The sequence below is a fragment of the Selenomonadales bacterium 4137-cl genome, from assembly GCA_032334055.1.
GTDB lineage: Bacteria > Bacillota > Negativicutes > Sporomusales > UBA7701 > Anaeroselena > Anaeroselena agilis.
The window spans coordinates 945,462-961,887 of sequence record JAUOZS010000001.1 but is presented as its reverse complement, the minus strand read 5'-3'; the positions used below and the strand labels follow the sequence as shown (position 1 = coordinate 961,887).

The window sequence follows — 16,426 nt, the reverse complement described above, 5'->3', positions numbered from 1 at the left end:
GAATCATCCCCGCAGCGGGCTTACGGCCCGCTGCACTGTTTTTTGCGGCGATTGCGGTCGTCCCGAGGAACTATAGGTGATGGGCCGGCGATGACGCAGTCCGGCAACATTGCGGGCGTGGGCGATGAGGATAACGATCGCCACGACCGACCATGCGGCCACGAACGTCCGGCCGGGGAAGGATACCAGGAAAACCGGCAGGGACAGGAAAAATACCGCCAGCATCGCGGTGACGGCGATGAGGCTGACCAGCGACCCGAACCTGCTTGACCGTTCTTTGAACAATCCAGTCAATTAAGTCACCCCTTTCGAGGACGTTATTAGATTATATGCCGTTGCCGGGCTTGTAAGAATATGCAGCTTCTGCCAGGCGGGGCGGCGGGAACTTCCAGTAATAAAAAGAAGTGCCGTCCCAATACTAGCTAATGTGAGTACGCGACCGCGCCACCGCTTCATGAATAATAAGTAAAGATGGGAGGAGCCATGACCATTTCTGTCGGCATCCCCCGGGCGTTGCTGTTCCATGAGTTCGGTGAGCTGTGGCAGAGTTTCTTTTCCAATCTCGGTGTCGCCGTGAGCGTTTCGCCGGCGACGACGAAAACGCTTCTGGACCGCGGCACTTCCCTCGCTGTCGACGAGTCGTGCCTGCCTCTCAAGCTGTACCTCGGCCATGCGGAGTCGCTTCTGGGCTGCTCGAGCCATCTGTTCGTGCCCCGCATCGCCTGCTATCACCGCGATTATTACCTGTGCGCCAAATTCGCCGGCCTGCCCGATATCGTGAGGAATACGTTCGGGCTTAGCGCGGACCGGGTGATCGCCCCCGATGTCGACGGCCGCCGGCCGCTGTGCGGCATTAACGCCGTGCGGACCGCCGCGGGGGCTGTGGGGCGGTCGACTTTCGCCGGTCTGGCGAGCCTCCGCCAGGCGTTGGCGGCTTGGCGGACGCAGCCGGCAGGACCAGGCGTCGCGGCGGATACGAAGGTGGCGGTAATCGGCCACAGTTATATCCTGCGCGATCCGTTCCTGGGCGGCGAGGTTTTGTCGCTGCTGGCGGCGCGGTCTGTGGCGACGGTCACGCCGGACGACGTACCCGCGCGGGCGCTGTATGCGGAAGCCGGCAGGTTCGCGCCTGAGGTGCACTGGCAGCTGTCGGCGAAGCTGGCCGGGGCGACAAGGTATTTCGCCGTCCGTCCCGATATCGCCGGTCTCGTGTTGGTGTCGTGCTTCGGCTGCGGACCCGACTCGCTGGTGAACGAGTTTCTGGAGTACCGGGTGCTTAAGGGTTGCGGAAAACCGTATTTGATTCTCAATGTGGACGAACATACCGGCCGGGCGGGAGTGGCGACGCGGGTGGAGGCTTTCTGGGACCTGGTGGAATGGAGGCGGCGTAAATGAAGGTCACTTATCCGTATATGGGCTATATGAGCGCACCTGTCCGCCACATGCTGGAGAGCCTGGCGATCGAGGTAACGGAGGCGCCGCCGATCAGCAAACGGACGGTGGAGCTGGGGACGCTCCATTCTCCCGAGGGGGTGTGCCTGCCTTACAAACTGAATATGGGCAATTTCCTCGAAGGGCTGGAGCGGGGCGCCGATACGATCGTGACGATGTGCGGGGCCGGCAAGTGCCGGTTCGGCTTTTACGGCGCGGTGCAGCGGACCGCGCTGACCCAGGGCCGGGAGATCGCGTTCTGCTCGCTGGATACCGAGCGGCTGCTGCCGGATATGTACCGTTTTCTCCGTCGCGCGGCTCCGTCGGCGGGTCGCCTGACGGTGGCCGGGAGCATCGCTCTGGCGGTCAAGAAGCTGCGGGCGCTCGATGCCGTCAATGACGCCAAGAACCGTTTCGCTCCCCGCGCGGACGTACCAGAACGGGTCGTAGACATCTGCGAGTACGGCACGGGCGAGATCGCCGGCGCGGAGAGCTTCGCCGAGGTTAATTACAGCCGCGATCTGATCGTCAGTGTAATGAGCTCTTACTGCCGCGCCGATGCGCCTCAGCCGCCGAGGGTGGCGCTGGTGGGCGAGTTTTACGTGCTTTTGGAGCCTTATGCCAACCGCTGGATAGAAAACGCCCTGGTCAAGCAGGGCGTGGAGGTGAGGAAGTTCGTGCGGACCGGCGGCTGGGCGTACGCCAAGACGCTGCTGCAGACCTTCGGCCTGTTCGACGAGGAGCGCGAATACCTGGACGAGGCCAGGCCGTATTTCAACCACCATGTGGGCGGCGACGGCCTCAAGTCGGTGGGCACGTCGCTATGGAGCGCCCGGCAGGGCTACGACGGGATCATCCATGTCTTTCCGTTCGGCTGCATGCCCGAGATCGTCGCCCAGTACGCGCTGAAGAATATCGCCGCCGATTACGGCCTGCCGCTGTTGACGCTGAGCATCGACGAGCACGCCAGCGATGTGGGGATAGCCACCAGGTTGGAGGCGTTCGTGGATTGCATCAAGAGAAAAAAAGAGGGAAGCCGCCTATAAGGTTCAGCCTTCTAGACGGCTTCCGGCAATTCGGGAACCTCATTTTCTGCTGGGCTTTTGAACGCTGTTTGTCCATTTGCCGCAGCGATCGCCCCATCTGGCAATTACTTGTTCGTCCAGTTTTATTTCCACTACTTCACAGATGTTGGGGCAGCCGTCGCATTCGAAGCCGGCGGTGCGGAAGCGATAGTCGACAAGGTCGAAGCCGCGGAAGGCGGTGGGGCCGCCGTCGACCTGCTCCCGGGCAAGCAAGGCGGCGCCGACGGCCCCCATGACGCCGTAATGGTCGGGAACGACGACCGGGCAGCCGAGCGTTTCCTCGAAGGCCCGCCGCATGCCGGCGTTGGCGGCTACCCCGCCCTGGAAGACGACCGGGCTGTCGATGGGTTTGCCTTTGCCGATGTTGTTGAGGTAGTTGCGGACGAGCGCCTGGCACAGGCCGCTGAGGATGTCGGCGATCCGGTGGCCGGTCTGCTGCTTGTGGATCATGTCGGATTCGGCGAATACGGCGCACCGGCCGGCGACTCTGACGGGCGAGGCGCCTTCGAGGGCGCGGCGGCCGAATTCTTCGATGGGGATGCCCAGCCTGGCGGCCTGCTGGTCGAGGAACGAGCCGGTGCCGGCCGCGCAGACGGTGTTCATGGCGAAGTCGGTGACGACGCCGTCCCTGATGATGATTATTTTCGAGTCCTGACCGCCTATTTCCAGGACGGTCCTGACGTCTGGGACGATGTGCATGGCGGCGACGGCATGAGCGGTGATTTCGTTTTTGACGCTGTCGGCGCCGAGGACGACGCCTGCGAGGTGGCGGCCGCTGCCGGTGGTGCCCACCCCGGCCACGGCAAGGGCGGGATTCCGTTCCCGCGTCTGCCGGAGGGCCTGCTGGATGGCCGCGACCGGCCTGCCGTGGGTGCGCAGGTAGACGGTGTCGAGGACGGTTCCCGCAGCATCCACTACGGCGATGTTGGTGCTGACCGAGCCTACGTCGACGCCGAGATATACTTTCAAGCTTCTTTACCTCCCGGTTTTTGCATCACACCTTGTTATTTTCCCCTTTTTACCGGCGAGGTATTCGACAGAAAAAAGAGTGCCTGCCGGGCACTCTTTAGACTTTGCTATTCTATGGAAGTTGTGGGCCGGCTTCCGGCTCCTCCGTCTCCCTGTAGGGCACGATGAGGACCGGGCACGGCGCTTCCTGAAGGACGCCGTAGCTGGTGGTGCCGAGGAAGGCGCCGATGATGGGGTTGAGGCCGCGCGAGCCCATGACGATCAGACGGACCCCGTCTTCTCCTTCCCGGGACGCTTCCTGGACGATGATGTCTTTGGGGACGCCGACGCGCAGGCGGACTTCGAAGGACGCTCCGCTGTCCTTCAGGATTTGTATCGCCGGGTCGGCCGTCTCCTGACAGAGTTGAAGCTGGTACTCGTGGATTTCGTTTTCGTTGAAGAATAGTTTGGTGTGGGCGGTGTGAAAGGTTGGCTGGACGTTGAGCAGGATTACTTCTTCGTCGAGGGCCTTGGCCAGGATGATGGCCTGCTGCAGGGCGGCAATTGCGTTAGTCGAGCCATCGAAGGGCAACAGGATGTTTCTCTTCATCGGTTTCCTCCTTCGCAGCGTTGGTAACTATCTTATGTTTATTCCCCGCAGGCTGTTCCTTCTCCTTCCGGGGAACAGTTCTGCGATGCATATAAAAACCTCCCGGCTAAGCATAATACTCTTATCCGAAGAAGGAGGGACTGCTGATGCTGCGGTTTTTGCTCGGCGTCGCCGTAGGGGTGACGATCGCGACAGTGGCCGGCCATGTTTACCGGGAACGGGAGAAACAATATCTTGTCGACGAAATTGCCAAGTTGCACGCCGATGATGTCCGCGACCAAGGGGGCGTCTGAGTGTCTGCGGCCCGGGAGGCAATGTGACTGCCAGGGGTTTGACCCAGGACGATAAGCTGATGATGGAGCTGCAGGAAAAGATGACCGACCTGGACATCAAGTCCTGGCTGGAGCAGGATTTCCTGAGCGCCGGATGGTGGATACAACTGGCGATGTTTATCGTTCCCTGGATCATTTTCGCGCGGCTGGCGAAGAGGGACCGGTTGCCGGAGCTGGCGCTGTACGGTTCGTGGGTGTTGATCGCCGCCGAGACGCTCGATCATATCGGCTACGAGCTGGGGGTCTGGTATTACCCGACAGAGCTAGCGCCGCTTTTCCCGCGGTTCGAGGAGGTGAATCTTTCCGCGCTGCCGGTGATATATATGCTCGTTTATCAATATTTCCCCGCCTGGAAGCGGTTTGTCGCCGTTCTTTTCGTGGTCGCCGTGCTGTTTACGCTGGCGGCCGAACCGGCCCTCATTTGGCTGGGTCTATATACCCCGTTGCATTGGAAGCCTTATTACGGATTGCCGATCTATGTCGCCATCGGCGTCGTCCTAAAATGGCTGGTTGGCAAAGTTTTCGCGGCGCCAAAAGGTAAATCCGCGAGTTAAGGAGGGAGCAGGCTCTGCCTGCTCCCTTTCCGGTGTTATCAAAGTACCTGCCGCTTGCGAAGGTTTTCTATTTCTTCGGGCTTGAGCCCGAGAAGCTCCCGGAGTATTTCCGCCGAGTGCTGGCCTAGCGTGGGGGCCGGTTTGTCGACGCCGCCCGGAGTGGCCGACATCTTGATCGGCACGCCGGCCATTTTGACCGGGCCGGCCACGGGATGGTCGGTCTCGACGATCATTTCGCGGCAGAGAACCTGCGGATCGGCGACGACTTTATCGATGGGGTTGATGGGGCCGCAGGGTATGCCGGCGGCTTCGAGGTCAATTATCCATTCGGCGGTGGTTTTGGCCCGGAAGGCGTCGTTGAGGTAGGGGTACAGTTCTTGGAAGTTCTGGGTGCGCTGGGAATTGCTCTTGAAACGCTCATCAGCCTTTAGTTCGGGACAACCGATGATGTCGCACAGTTTTTCCCACAGCCGGTCATTGCCGGCGCCGACGATTATGGAGCCGTCCTTGGATTTGAAGGCGTCGAAAGGGGTGATGGAGGGATGCCGGGTGCCGAGGGGCTTGGGGGCGGAGCCGGAAACGAAGTAGCGGGCGATGGCGTTTTCGAGGATGGCCACCTGGCTATCGAGCATGGATACGTCGATTTTCTGCCCTTCTCCGGTCACGGTCCGGTGGTGAAGGGCCATGAGGACGCCGATGGCGGTGAAGAGTCCGGCGATGATATCGCCGATGGAGGCGCCGACGCGCACGGGTTCGCCGCCCTCGGGGCCGGTGATGCTCATGATGCCGCCCATGGCCTGGGCAAGGATGTCGTAGCCGGGTTTTTGGGCGTAGGGGCCGGTGTGGCCGAAGCCCGAGCAGGCGGCGTAGATGATTTGGGGGTTGACTGTTTTGAGTTCGTCGTAGCCGAGGCCGAATTTTTCCATCGTCCCGGGACGGTAGTTTTCGAGGACGACGTCGGCTTTTTTGACCATTTCCTTGAAGAGGTCACGGGCTTCCTGCTTTTTCAGGTTCAGGGTCATGGAGCGCTTGTTGCGGTTGAGGCTCATGAAGTAGGCGCTTTCTTGGCCGACGAACGGCCCGAAGGCGCGGGAGTCGTCCCCTTCGCCCGGGGGTTCGATTTTGACGACGTCGCAGCCGTAGTCGGCCAGCACCATGGCACAGTAGGGGCCGGCGAGCACCCGGGTGAGGTCGAGGACAACGATGTCCTTGAGCGGTTTCATGCATTCTCCTCCTTGCAATTCTATGATGCCGCCCCCTGTTAGCTGGCTGCGGTGGCGTCCTGTCCGTCATACGGCCGGTCGGACGGTACGCATGCACTCGGTCTGAAGGTGACTGGCGTAGTGGCTGTGGACTGACCGGAATGATAAAATACTATCCGGAAATTGAACGCTGCCGGCGCCACGCACAAGACCCAGCCGGGTATTGAAGTATTTGCCGCCGCCGGGTCCGGTATATTTTCCGGGCCGGGCAGCCACACTTTAGAGGCGGCTGCCCGGCTCGTCCGGGCAATGCCGGTGTGTTGTTGCTATTATTCGTCCTCGGAGCTTTTTTTCCTCCGGGGGCGGTGGTGAGGTGGCGGCGATGAATAAACGATTGTGTTTGGCTTTGCTGCTAACGGTGTTTTTGTCGGCCTGCGCACAGGCGCCGCCTGCCCCGAAGCCTGCGCCGGAGCCGCAGGCGGGGGGCGCGCCGACCGATCCGGCGCGGAGCATCCACTTGGCGGTCGAGCGGTTCGACGGGCAGGCTGGGGTTTTCGTCAAAAATCTCGGGGACGGCCGGACGGTAGGGGTAAATGCGGATAAGATTTTCCCGACTGCCTCGACCAACAAGCTGGTCGTGGCCCTGGCCGTTTATCGCTACCTGTACTCTGAAGCGGCTCCGGTGCAGCGGCGCGAGTATGACCGGGCGATCAAGGCGATGATGGTGACGAGCGACAACCCGTCATTTTACCGCCTCCTCGACGAGATCGCCGCCCGCAAGCCGGATGCCCTGACCAGGGTGCTTGCCGATCTGCGCCTGACCCACACGAGGGTCAACAGCGGCGAGGCTTTTAACCGCTACGGGTACCACAGCGTGACGACGCCCCGCGAAATGGCGACGGTATTCGAAACGATTTACAACGAAGCTTATCTCGGCAAGGAAATGTCGGCGATTCTGAAAGAGGAGCTGGCGAATACCGTTTTCCGGGAGGAGATTCCCCGCTTCATGCAAAGAAGCAGGGTGATGCACAAGGTGGGCTCGCTGCCCGGATTGCTGTGCGATGTCGGCATCGTCGACGACGGTCGGGACAAGATTCTTATCAGCGTTTTCGCGACAACCCTCCGGCCGGAGGCATACGCCAGCAGTTTCATCGCCCACACTTCCGCCGCTTCGTATAACGCGTTGCGGACGAAATAGGTTCCGCGAGCAGAGGGCAACCCGCCGGCGGTCGGCGTGTTGCCCTCTGCTTGTCTGGCTGTTCGCGGATCAACGGTTGTCGTATAGTGCCGCGGCCACTTGGGTGAGTTCGCTGGCAAGGGCGGCGAGCGTCTGGCTGGCTTTGGCCATTTCCTGGATGGAGACGGACTGGGAGTTGATATTGCCGTCGATGGTGCCGCTTTTGTCCGCAAGGGCGTTAACCGATTTCTGGATGGTCTTGAGCGCGGTGGTGATTTCTTTGACCGATTCCGAGCTGGCGGTGGCGAGTTTACGGACTTCCTCGGCAACCACCCCGAAGCCGCGGCCCAGTTCGCCTACCCTGGCTGCTTCGATGGCGGCGTTTAGTCCCAGCAGGTTGGTCTGGTCGGCGATGTTTTTGATGAAGGCGACAATGTCATCCGTCTGTTTGGCGGCGCCGGCCAGTTCCTGGCCGAGTTTGCCCAGGTCGTGGCTGGCCGAGGCTACGGTCTGGGCGCCGGCCGCGAGCTGCTGCATGCCGGCGGTGAGTTCTTCGGCCGAGGAGGCCAGATCGCTGGCCGCAGCCTGGATTTTTTCCTGTTTGTCGATGTTCTGGGTGGTGGTGACGCAGCCGACCACTTTGTCGCCGTCCTTGATCGCCAGGGCGCAGGCGGCGTAGGGTATCCCGTAGGCGGATTTCTCCCGCGTGACGATTTCCGAGATGGTCTCGCCGGTTTGCAGGCATCTGAGGCTTACCTTGCCTTTTACGGGGTCGCCGACCTTGTTGCCGAGGTTCAGCGAGTCGGCGGGCGCGTAGGCGATGTATACTCCGTCTTTGATGACCGACACGCCGATATCGCCGGCGACGGCGTTGTTCAGGTACGGAGCGATTTCGGCGAACATGTGGAGAATTTCCGCCGCCGAGCGGCGGCCGGTGGTCTCGGTTCCTGCATTCATGGTGTTAATCCTCTCCCTTTGTTCTTGTCGCAACCACAAACGGCTCCATATTTCCGCCGTTGCGCCGCAAACAAGCCGGGCAGCCTGTCCGCTACCGGCGAACGCCGCAAGGCGTCGCCCGCGGGCAGGTAAGCTTGGCTGGCGCCGATAGGCCTGAAGCCTGTTTTGTCTGTTTGTTTCTACGTCGGCGGGATCATTCCTGCGCGCTGATTCGGGTAAAGGCTATTTTGCAGTAAGGGCAAGCGAGGAATTATAGGAATGTAAAGGCCGAAGGAGTAACCCTCGGCCTTCTTGCGTTCTTTGAGTTGCCGGGACCTGCCTGATACAATCCCGCTGCTTCTACCGCCCCACCCTGGCGGCGGTGCGGGCGCGTATTTCTTCCGGGTCGGCCTTCACCCGCGCCACGCCGGTTTCGATGGCCGCTTTAGCGACCGCCGCGGCCACGGCCGGCGCTACCCGCGGGTCGAAGGCGTCGACGAGGACGAAGTCTTCCCTCAGGTCTTTCTCGGGGAGCAGGTCGGCGATGGCGTAGGCCGCCGCCAGCTTCATCTCTTCGTTGATCTGGCGCGCCCTTACGTCCAAAGCCCCCCGGAAGATGCCGGGGAAGACGGTGACATTGTTAACCTGGTTAGGGGCGTCCGAGCGCCCCGTCCCCGCCACCCTGGCTCCCGCCGCCTTGGCGTCGGCGTAGGTGGTTTCCGGGACGGGGTTGGCCATACCGAAGACGATCGCGTCTTTGGCCATGGCGGCGATGATTTCTTTGGTAAAGAGGCCCGGGCCCGAGACGCCGATGAGGACGTCGGCCCCTTGGGCGAAGGCGGCCAGGTCGCCCTGTTTTTTGTCTTTGTTGGTGTTCCTGGCCAGTTCGGCCTGGACGCGGTTGAGGCCTTCCATGCCGTCGTAGAGGGCGCCTTTGACGTCGACCATGACGAGGTTGGCGGCCCCGGCGTTTACCAGGAGCCGCCCGATGGCGGTGCCGGCCGCGCCTGCGCCGTTGACGATTATCCGCGCCGTTTTGATGTCTTTTTTGACGAAGCGGAGGGCGCCGATGACGGCCGAGAGGGCGGCGATGGCGGTGCCGTGCTGGTCGTCGTGGAAGACGGGGATGTCCATTATTTCTTTCAGCCGGTCTTCGATGTCGTAGCATTTCGGGGAGGAGATGTCTTCGAGGTTGATGCCGGCGAAACTGGGCTGGAGAAGTCTGACGGTTTCGATGATCTTGTCCGGGTCTTTGGTGTCGAGGCAGATGGGGATGGCGTCGATGTCGCCGAAGGTTTTGAAAAGGACGGCCTTGCCTTCCATGACCGGCAGGCCGGCTTCAGGTCCGATGTCGCCGAGGCCGAGGACACGCGTGCCGTCGGTGACGACGGCGACCATGTTGCCGCGGCAGGTTATTTCGAAGGAGAGGTCTTTGTCGGCTTTGATGTCTTTACAGGGTTCGGCCACCCCCGGAGTATAGAGGATGCTTAGGTCTTGCCGGTTCTTGAGCGGCACTTTGGCCGCCATCCCGAGGATGCCCTGGTGTTTCCGCCGGATATTGAGCGCTTCTTCCCGGATGTTCATAATTCTCCCCCTTGTCTTGTTGTACGGCTAGTTTTACCACAATCCGAGAATTTTCCACCACATCGAGCCGAGACCGGCCCAGATGACGAGGTTTACCACCGAAACGATGAAGCCGAGCCGCCACCATGTGCCCTGGTCGAGATAGCCGGCGTTAAAGAAGATCGGCGACGGACCGGCGGCGTAGTGGGTGAGGGACATGCAGAGGTTGGAGAGGAAGGCGAAGGAGAGCGCGGCCAGCATGGGCGGCGCGCCGGCGGCCACGGCGACGGCAGTGAAGGCGGCGTACATGGCGGTGATATGGGCGGTGAGGCTGGCGAAGCCGTAGTGGGCGTACATGTAGACGACGAGGAGGATGGCCAGGGCGGGTACCCAAGCTACGCCGGCGATGTTGGCGCTGACGTATTTGGCGAACCAGGGGATGAAGCCGAGTTTGGCGAGGAAGCCGGCCAGGCCGACGATGGTGCCCATCCAGATGAGGGTGTCCCAGGCGCCTTTTTCCTCAAGGACGTCTTTCCAATCAAGGACTCTGGTGACGAGCATGATGGAAACGGCGAGCAGGGCGACGATGGTGGCGTTGACGTTCGGCGCCCAGGGAATGGCCTTTTGAAGGCCGGCGGCAACCCACAGGGCGAGGGCGAGGACGAAGGCGCCGGCGACGATTTTTTCCGCCGCTGACATGGGGCCCATTTTGGCGAGTTCGGCGGCGGCGATTTCTTTGGCTTCCGGTGTCTTTTTGACTTCCGGCGGGTAGATGAGGTAGAGCAGGTAGGGAACGACGATAAGCGAGACGAGGCCGGGGACGATGGCGGCCACCGCCCAGTCTATCCAGGTTATGTTGATGTTGAGGGTTTTGCGCGCGAGCTCGACGCATAGGGGGTTGCCGGCCATGGCGGTCATGAACATGGCCGAGGTGACGACGTTGCCCTGGTAGACGGTCTGCATCATGTAGGAGCCGAAGCGGCGGGGGGCGTCTCCCGGTTCGGAGCCGAAGGCGGAGCTGAGGCTGCGGGCGATGGGAAAAAGAATGCCGCCGGCGCGGGCGGTGTTGGAGGGGGTGGCCATGCTGATGACAAGGTCGCTGGCCACGAGGGAGTAACCCAGCGACAAGGTGCTGCCGCCGAGGATGCTCATGAATTTGTAGGCGATGCGGCGGCCAAGCCCGGATTTGATGAAGCCGCGGGCGAAGAGGAAGGCGGCGACGATGAGCCAGATGGTGCCGTTGGCGAAGCCGCTGAGCACTTCGCCCGGTTTGAGTATGCCGACGAGGGCGGTGAAGGTAAGGCTAATGACGGCTATCGAGCCCATCGGCAGCGGCTGGAGTATGAAGCCGAGGATGGTGGACACGAAAATGGCGAACAGGTGCCAAGCCTGCGGCTTGACTCCGGCGGGGACCGGGGCGAACCAGATGACCGCGCCGACGGCGACTGTCACGATTGCCCGAACGAGGTCTTTGTTCATGTTAAACCCTCCTGTATCTTCTTTCGGGCTGCCGTGCGCGCCAGGTTATGAAATGATGCCGGCCAGGTTAGGCGCGAGCACTGCCAGCCCCTCATCATTTCAATATTACTGCCCGGGTCGCGGTTTTCGCTATCTTCAGTTAGTTTGTTAACATTTTTGCAATTAAAATCACAGTTGTGTAACTAATGTAAGCGGGACGGTCACCAGTATCTGGCCACCAGGGCTTCGTCGGCGTTGACGCAGCGGTATTTGTAGACCGGCCGGCCGACGGCGCCGTACACGGCTTCGACGTGCAGAACCCCCTGCCGGGTGAGGAAATCGAGGTATTTGCGCATCGATACGCGCGAGATGCCGACGGCGCTGGCCATGTCTCCGGTGGAGAAGGCGGCGCCGCCGGTGGCGGCGATCCGGGTCCAGACGCGGCGCAGGGTGTTGCGGTCGAGTCCCTTGGGGAGTTCAGCCCGGGCCGGCAGGTCTTTGTGAAGGATGCGGCGGTCAAGGTCGGCCTGGCTGAGGACGTCGCTGCGGCGCATGAGCCTGATCCGTTCGCGGTAGGCGGTCAGCGATGCGTTGAGCCGTTCGAATTCGAACGGCTTGATGAGGTAGTCGACCGCGCCGTATTGGAGGGCTTGCTGAATGCTGCCCCGGTCGGCGGCGGCGGTGACGACGATGACGTCGACTCCGCGGCCGGCGCGGCGGATTTCGCCGAGGAATTCGAGTCCGGTTTTGCCGGGCATGAATATGTCGAGGAGGACGAGGTCGACGTTCGCGCGGGCGATGATGTCCAGAGCCTCGTCGCCCGAGGAGGCGACGGCGACGAGCTCGAAGCCTTCGGTCCTGGCGAGGTATCGCCGGTTGAATTCGGCTACCATTGGGTCGTCTTCGACAATGAGGACTTTTATCATACTGTTCCCTCCACCGGATGATAAGGTATCGTGATGGTGAAGCGGGCGCCGCCGTCGTCGCCGGCGGCGAGGCTGACGCGTCCCCCAAGGCGGTCGAGGCTGCATTTGACGAGGTAGAGTCCCAGTCCGCGGTCGTCGGCCTTGGTGGAGAACCCTTTGGCGAAGACGGCGTCGCTGACGCCGGGATCTATCCCTGGCCCGCTGTCGGTGACGGCGATGGTCAGTTCGCCGCCTTCGTAGGCGATTTGGAGCGCGACCCGTTTGCGGTTGGCGTTGGCGACGGCGTCGAGGGCGTTGTCGACGAGGTTGCCGATGATGGTGATGAGTTCGTGGACGGTTTCCGGGTCGGCGGGCGCGGGCAGGCAGCTAGACGGTTCGAGCACAAGTTCCGCTCCCAGTTCCCGCGCCCGGCTGAGTTTGCCAAGGAGAAAGCCGGCCAGGACCGGGTCGCGGATCTGGGCGGTGACGAATCCCGTTTCGGTGCGGCGAGCCTGGGCGATGCTGTTGATGTAGGCGGCAAGCTGATCATAGCATTCCATTTTGACCATACCGAGGATGACGTGAAGTTTGTTCATGAATTCGTGGGTCTGGGCGCGGAGGGCTTCGGCGTAGGCGCGGATGCCGGTGAGCTGCTCGGCGAGCAGGCGGATTTCGGTTTTGTCGCGGAAGGTGGCGATGGCGCCCACCACTTGCCCGTCGACCTTTATCGGCATGCGATTGGTGAGTATTTCCACGCCGTTGATGTTCTGCACCTGATCGAGCTCTACCCGGCCGCTTTCGAGCACTTCCTGTAGCCTGGTGTTGGCGATCCGCTCGGTGACTTTCCGGCCGATGAGGTCGACGTCCAGGCCGGCTTTGCTAAGGATGCGCTTGGCTTCGTCGTTGACGACGGTGATGCGGGCTTCTTTGTCGACGGCGATGATGCCTTCGCGGACCGACTGGAGGGTGGCGTTGCGCTCCTCGACGAGACGGGCGATGGCGAAGGGCTCAAGGCCGAACATGGTTTTCTTGATGTTGGCGGCAAGGGCGAGCGCGCCGATGACCCCGACCAGCAGACCCACGCCGACGGCGAGGTAGATGATGGAGCGGGCGCGGTCGATTTCCCGCTCGATGTCGTGAAGAAGAATGCCGACGGCTACGGCGCCGATCTGGCGGCCGTCGGCGGCGAAGACGGGAGTGAAGGCGCGCAGCGACAGGCCGAGGGTACCCTTGGCGACGGAGGTGTATTCGCGGCCTTCCTTGAGCACGGCTACTTCGTCGCCGCCCACGAAATGCTGGCCGATAATCGTCGGGTTGGGGTGGGTCTTGCGGATGCCGTTCATGTCCATGACGACGATGAATTCGACGTTGGTGGCTTTGCGGATGCGTTTGGCGAATGCCCGGATGTCCGGCGTTCCAGGGCCGCCTTCCAAACTGGCGATGACGAGCGGCGACCTGGCCATGATGCGGGCAATGTCGGCGGCGTTCTCGCCGATGCCGGCTTCGACGGTGGCGGCAATATGGCGGGTGATGAGAATGTTGGTGACCAGAAGCGCCAATGCGACGACGCCGCAGACGAGGATGGCGATCTTGGTCTGGAGGTTGAGGTAGGGTTTGCCGGTGCGCATGATTCTCTCCTTCGGAAGAAATTATCATTTCCTTCGCCTCATAAAAGAATAATCCTCCTCCCCCCTCCCCCCCTTTTAAGACAATATAAAAAGGCGACTTCCGCCGCCTTTAGGTTCTTTTTATCAAGTTTGAGGCCGCTCAGAATGCTCCGGATGCAAGGCGCACCGGAGGCTGACGCCACCGTTGCCTCAGCGACAATGTTTAGATGCGTTGTTTGCACAGGACCGATTTAGCAGCATCGCGCGTACACGTACGTACGCTGAGGATGGCAGCCGAGGAGCAACGCCGCAGACGGGGAGCAACGCCGCAGACGGGGCATTATCAGCGGCCGAGTTTTCAGCTAGCGATGACTTCGGTGATGGTGAGATCCCGCCTCTTCTCCAAATCGATATAGTCGCCGCCGGCCAGTTTTACGACCGGCTGGGCGGGTCTATCTTTGTCGAGGTATACGACTCTGGCTTCCGTGCCGTCGGAGAGACGGACCAGGAAACCGACGAGCGAGTCGCGCACATGACTGATGAACGGCAGGGCGACCGCCGGGTCGAGTCTGATGAACATTTCGGCGAATATTTCGGCGATGACGCTGAACGGGGTGAGGGCTCCGCGGTAGACGCGCCGGGAGGTCATGGCGTCATATACGTCGGCGACGGCGATTATGCGGGCGTAGTCGGCGATTTCTTTGCCGGCGATGGCCAGGGGGTAGCCGCTGCCGTCGAGGCGCTCGTGGTGCTGCAGTACGCACAGTTTGACCGATTGGGGGATGAGGTCGGTGTCTTCGATCAATTTGTAGCCTTTAATCGGGTGTTCCTCGATGACGGCCATTTCTTCGCCGGACAGCGGCCCGGGCTTGTTGAGTATCTCCAGGGGCACCTGGGTTTTGCCGATGTCGTGGAGGAGTCCGGCGAGAACGATTTCGCGCAGACCTTTGCCCCTGAATTTCAGCCATTTGGCCAGCAGCCCGGCAATGACGCCGACGTTGAGGGAGTGGCGAAAGGTATAGTCGTCGGCGGCCCGGACGCTGGCAAGGTGACTGATGACGCCGGTGGCGTTGACCAGTGATTCTATCGTCTGGTCGGCCAGTTCCTGCACCTGTCCCAGGGGCACTTCTTTGAAGTAACGGGTCTTTTCGAAGACATCCTTGAGGGTGCGGACGATGTCGGCGTAGTTTCTGCCGAAGGCTTCCTGTTCGGAGCCGAAGCCGGAGATGTTATGGCCGCCTTCGCGGATGATTTCCTTGACGTACAGGGACTGGATTTGCCAGGTTTTGAGCAGGGCAAGCATGGAGTCGGTAAGGACGGTGTTCTCGTTGAGCAGGATGCTCATGTCGTCCGATACGACCGGCCTTGCCAGGATCATGCCGGTCTGAACCTCGGAGAGCAAATGGTGTCTTGTAATCCACAGCACGGCTTACACCTCCCCTACGTTAAGGGTACCATACGGTTTTGATAATAACAACGGGACTAAAGTACGTTTTTTTACATAATATCGTAGGCCCAGGGGCGGATTTTTGCGGGACAGGCAATAGAACAGGCACCCCGCACGGGGTGCCCGAGTAGCTAGATATGGATGATTAGCGCTGAACGCGGCCGGAGGCGTCGCCGCCGGCGAGGGTTTTGACTTCGGCGACGGTGACATGGTTATGGTCGCCTTCGATGGAGTGTTTGAGGCAGGAGGCGGCTACGGCGAATTCGAGGGCGTCTTTGGCGGCGAAGCCGCTCAGCATTGCGTAGATGAGGCCGCCGGCGAAGGAATCGCCGCCGCCGACGCGGTCGACGATGTGGATGGGATAGGTGCGGGAAAAGTGGAATTCGCCGTCTTTGTAGAGCATGGCCGCCCAGTTGTTGTCTGAGGCGGAGATGCTGCCCCTGAGGGTGATGGCGACGGCGGTGAAGTTGAAGCGCTTTTTGAGTTCTTCGGCGACGGCTTTGTAGCCGTCGTGGCTGAGGCTGCCGCCGACGATGTCGCTGTCGGGGGCTTTGATGCCGAAGACTTTTTCGGCGTCTTCTTCGTTGGCGATGCAGACGTCGACGTAGGGCATGAACTGGGCCATGGTTTTGCCGGCTTTTTCGCTCGTCCAGAGGTTTTTGCGGAAGTTGAGGTCGCAGCTTACGGTGAGCCCGGCGGCCTTGGCGGCCTGACAGGCGGCGAGGACGGCTTCGGCGACGCTGTCGCCGAGGGCGGGGGTGATGCCGGTGAAGTGGAACCAGTCGGCGCCGCTGAAGATGGCTGGCCAGTCGAAGTCTTCCTTCCTGGCCTGGGAGATGGCGGACAGTTTGCGGTCGTAGACGACTTTGGAGGGGCGCTGGGAGGCGCCTTTTTCGAGGAAGTAGATGCCGAGGCGGTCGCCGCCTTTAAGCATATAGGCGGTGTCGACGCCATAACGACGCATTTCGTTGATGGCCGCCTGGCCGATGGGGTTGTCGGGTACTTTGGTGACGAAGGCGGCGGGGACGCCGAAGTTGGCGAGCGATACGGCAACGTTGGCTTCGCCGCCGCCGTAGACGGCCTCGAAGGAGGCGGCTTGCTCGAAGCGGAGGTAGCCGGGGGGGGCCAGCCGAAGCATGATTTCTCCGAAGGTTACTGCTTTCATTGGTGT

16 protein-coding genes are annotated in these 16,426 nt (G+C 61.4%); 5 read left to right on the top strand and 11 right to left on the bottom strand.

Going from position 1 to position 16,426, the window contains the following annotated elements; genetic code table 11:
- Nucleotides 1-3: 3 nt before the first annotated feature.
- Nucleotides 4-294, bottom strand: a complete 291-nt coding sequence (locus Q4T40_04940; GenBank protein MDT8900585.1) for a hypothetical protein — start codon at nucleotides 292-294, stop codon at nucleotides 4-6.
- Between the two features lie 189 nt (nucleotides 295-483).
- Here Q4T40_04940 and Q4T40_04935 point away from each other — a divergent pair, with 189 nt between their 5' ends.
- Together Q4T40_04935 and Q4T40_04930 are read left to right on the top strand one after the other, a co-directional pair.
- A complete protein-coding gene (locus Q4T40_04935) occupies nucleotides 484-1,395 on the top strand; it encodes an acyl-CoA dehydratase activase-related protein (GenBank protein MDT8900584.1) in 912 nt (303 codons plus the stop codon).
- A complete protein-coding gene (locus tag Q4T40_04930) occupies nucleotides 1,392-2,477 on the top strand; it encodes a hypothetical protein (protein ID MDT8900583.1) in 1,086 nt (361 codons plus the stop codon). Before Q4T40_04935 ends, Q4T40_04930 begins: the two co-directional genes overlap by 4 nt.
- Before the next feature lie 39 nt (nucleotides 2,478-2,516).
- Here the strand turns inward: Q4T40_04930 and Q4T40_04925 are convergent, their stop codons facing one another.
- Both Q4T40_04925 and Q4T40_04920 read right to left on the bottom strand, forming a co-directional pair.
- A complete protein-coding gene (locus Q4T40_04925; protein MDT8900582.1) occupies nucleotides 2,517-3,485 on the bottom strand; it encodes an acyl-CoA dehydratase activase in 969 nt (322 codons plus the stop codon).
- A 112-nt stretch (nucleotides 3,486-3,597) separates the two neighbouring features.
- A complete protein-coding gene (locus tag Q4T40_04920; GenBank protein MDT8900581.1) occupies nucleotides 3,598-4,074 on the bottom strand; it encodes a universal stress protein in 477 nt (158 codons plus the stop codon).
- A gap of 146 nt (nucleotides 4,075-4,220) precedes the next feature.
- Between Q4T40_04920 and Q4T40_04915 the strand changes: the two genes are divergently transcribed.
- Nucleotides 4,221-4,367: a hypothetical protein gene (locus tag Q4T40_04915; GenBank protein ID MDT8900580.1), complete on the top strand. Its 147-nt coding sequence runs from the start codon at nucleotides 4,221-4,223 to the stop codon at nucleotides 4,365-4,367.
- Nucleotides 4,368-4,390: 23 nt separating this feature from the next.
- Complete coding sequence (locus Q4T40_04910) at nucleotides 4,391-4,960, top strand: CBO0543 family protein (GenBank protein ID MDT8900579.1); 570 nt, start codon at nucleotides 4,391-4,393, stop codon at nucleotides 4,958-4,960.
- 38 nt (nucleotides 4,961-4,998) lie between these two features.
- On the opposite strand, the gene Q4T40_04905 is transcribed toward Q4T40_04910, so the two are convergent.
- Nucleotides 4,999-6,183, bottom strand: a complete 1,185-nt coding sequence (locus Q4T40_04905; protein MDT8900578.1) for a CaiB/BaiF CoA-transferase family protein — start codon at nucleotides 6,181-6,183, stop codon at nucleotides 4,999-5,001.
- A gap of 361 nt (nucleotides 6,184-6,544) precedes the next feature.
- Here Q4T40_04905 and Q4T40_04900 point away from each other — a divergent pair, with 361 nt between their 5' ends.
- The gene (locus Q4T40_04900) at nucleotides 6,545-7,360 is read left to right on the top strand and encodes a serine hydrolase (GenBank protein MDT8900577.1); all 816 of its coding nucleotides are present in this window, start codon (nucleotides 6,545-6,547) and stop codon (nucleotides 7,358-7,360) included.
- 69 nt (nucleotides 7,361-7,429) lie between these two features.
- Here the strand turns inward: Q4T40_04900 and Q4T40_04895 are convergent, their stop codons facing one another.
- From Q4T40_04895 to Q4T40_04865, 7 genes are all read right to left on the bottom strand, one after another.
- A complete protein-coding gene (locus Q4T40_04895; GenBank protein ID MDT8900576.1) occupies nucleotides 7,430-8,296 on the bottom strand; it encodes a methyl-accepting chemotaxis protein in 867 nt (288 codons plus the stop codon).
- A 339-nt stretch (nucleotides 8,297-8,635) separates the two neighbouring features.
- Nucleotides 8,636-9,862 carry an NADP-dependent malic enzyme gene (locus Q4T40_04890; GenBank protein MDT8900575.1) on the bottom strand — a complete coding sequence of 409 codons (1,227 nt, stop codon included), beginning with the start codon at nucleotides 9,860-9,862 and terminating at the stop codon, nucleotides 8,636-8,638.
- 30 nt (nucleotides 9,863-9,892) lie between these two features.
- Nucleotides 9,893-11,317, bottom strand: a complete 1,425-nt coding sequence (locus tag Q4T40_04885) for an anion permease (GenBank protein MDT8900574.1) — start codon at nucleotides 11,315-11,317, stop codon at nucleotides 9,893-9,895.
- 200 nt (nucleotides 11,318-11,517) lie between these two features.
- Nucleotides 11,518-12,222, bottom strand: coding sequence for a response regulator (locus Q4T40_04880; protein ID MDT8900573.1), 705 nt, complete (start codon nucleotides 12,220-12,222; stop codon nucleotides 11,518-11,520).
- Nucleotides 12,219-13,829, bottom strand: a complete 1,611-nt coding sequence (gene dcuS, locus Q4T40_04875; GenBank protein ID MDT8900572.1) for a DcuS/MalK family sensor histidine kinase — start codon at nucleotides 13,827-13,829, stop codon at nucleotides 12,219-12,221. Before dcuS ends, Q4T40_04880 begins: the two co-directional genes overlap by 4 nt.
- A gap of 337 nt (nucleotides 13,830-14,166) precedes the next feature.
- Nucleotides 14,167-15,234, bottom strand: a complete 1,068-nt coding sequence (locus tag Q4T40_04870; GenBank protein MDT8900571.1) for an HD-GYP domain-containing protein — start codon at nucleotides 15,232-15,234, stop codon at nucleotides 14,167-14,169.
- A gap of 166 nt (nucleotides 15,235-15,400) precedes the next feature.
- Nucleotides 15,401-16,420, bottom strand: coding sequence for a sugar kinase (locus Q4T40_04865; protein ID MDT8900570.1), 1,020 nt, complete (start codon nucleotides 16,418-16,420; stop codon nucleotides 15,401-15,403).
- Nucleotides 16,421-16,426 lie beyond the last annotated feature (6 nt).